Source organism: Streptomyces sp. NPDC059003, assembly GCF_042740445.1.
Lineage (GTDB): Bacteria > Actinomycetota > Actinomycetes > Streptomycetales > Streptomycetaceae > Streptomyces.
In genome coordinates, this window is record NZ_JBHYJH010000435.1 from 1 (window position 1) to 1,485 (window position 1,485).

Sequence of the window (1,485 nt, forward strand, 5' to 3'; positions counted from 1 at the left end):
CTCAAACGCCGGACGGGCTATAACTAGCCCGTCCGGCGTTTGAGGACGAGGCGCGCAGCGCCGATAAGCGGGGCGCCACCCGCGAGGGCAACCCGCCGCGCCGCCGTTCCCTGGACGAGTGACCCGGTTGCGCCGATCGCCCACCGCCGACGGGCGGGCCACCGGCGCGCGGCCGATGCTCGCGGTGCGCGGCGGACGTCCCGCCCGCACCGGGAGGTGACGACATGTCAGGAAGACTCCTGCGCTGGGCCTGCGCAGGCTCCGCGCTCTCCGCCCTCGTGACCCTGGCCCCCGCCACCCACGCCGCCCCCGGCCCCGCCCCCGGACCGGGCGAGCGCCCCGTCGCCGAGCTCCTGACGGACCTTCAGCGCCTGTACCGGCAGGCCGAGGAGTCCACGGAGACGTACAACGCCACCGACGAGAAGCTGAAGGACCAGCGCCGCCGGGTCGCCGACCTCAACCGCCGCAGGGCCGCGGCCGACGCCGCGGCCCGCGACGGCCGCGGCGCCGCGGGCCGCCTCGCCCGCCAGCAGTACCGGCACGGCAGCATGGAGATCTCCTCGTACGTACGCCTGCTGCTCGCCCGCAACCCCCAGGGCGCCCTCGACCAGCGCCACGTCATCCGGCGCGCGTCCGCCGGACGCGCCGCCACCGCCGCCCGCCTCACCGCCGACGCGCGGACGGCCGACGGGCTCGCCGCGCAGGCGCAACAGGCCCTCACCACCCAGGAGTCCCTCGCCCGGCGCCAGAAACAGGCCCGCGACTCCGTGCGCTCCCGCCTCAAGGAGGTCGAGGAGCTGCTCGCCTCGCTCACCCCCGAGCAGCTCGCCGCGCTCGGCCGGGCCGAGGACGACGGCGCCGCCGACGCCCAGCGCGAGCTCGTCGCGTCCGGCGCGCTCGGGGCGCCGGACGCCCGCCGCGCGCCCTCCGCCCGCGGTGAGCGGGCCCTGCGGTACGCCGTCGAGCAGATCGGGAAGCCGTACGTGTGGGGCGCGGAGGGGCCGTCCTCGTACGACTGCTCCGGGCTCACCCAGCGGGCCTGGCGGGTCGGCGGGTGGGATGTTCCCCGGACCAGCCAGGAGCAGTGGGCGCGGTTGCCGCGGGTGCCGTTGCGGGAGCTGCGGCCCGGGGATCTCGTCGTGTACTTCCCCGGGGCCACGCATGTCGCGCTCTATCTCGGGGACGGGCTTGTGGTGCATGCGCCGCGGCCCGGAGCGCGGGTGAAGGTCTCGCCGCTGGCGGCGAATCCGGTGCTCGGGGCCGTTCGGCCCGACCCCGAGGGGTCGGCCGTGGCCGGGTGGCGTCCGCCGAGGTTGCCCTCCGGGGCGCGGGAAGGGTCGGACGCGGGGTGGGGTGGTGCCTTCGCGGGGCGCCCCAGTCCCACCCCTTCCCGAAACTAGGGGGCTCCGCCCCCTAGAACCCCCTTTATCGGCGCTCCGCGCTCGTCCTCAAACGCCGGACGGGCTGGATCTGGCCGCTGGATCC

1 protein-coding gene is annotated in these 1,485 nt (G+C 76.8%); it reads left to right on the forward strand.

What is annotated here, in order from left to right; translation table 11 throughout:
* The first annotated feature begins 224 nt into the window (after positions 1–224).
* On the forward strand, positions 225–1,400 hold the full coding sequence (locus tag ACFWZ5_RS46410) for a C40 family peptidase (protein WP_384893339.1): 1,176 nt from the start codon (positions 225–227) through the stop codon (positions 1,398–1,400).
* The last annotated feature ends 85 nt before the right edge of the window (positions 1,401–1,485 follow it).

Excerpts from the sequence above, each read along its gene's own strand:
- ACFWZ5_RS46410 (WP_384893339.1), top strand. The coding sequence starts at position 225 with ATGTCAGGAAGACTCCTGCGCTGGGCCTGCGCAGGCTCCGCGCTCTCC.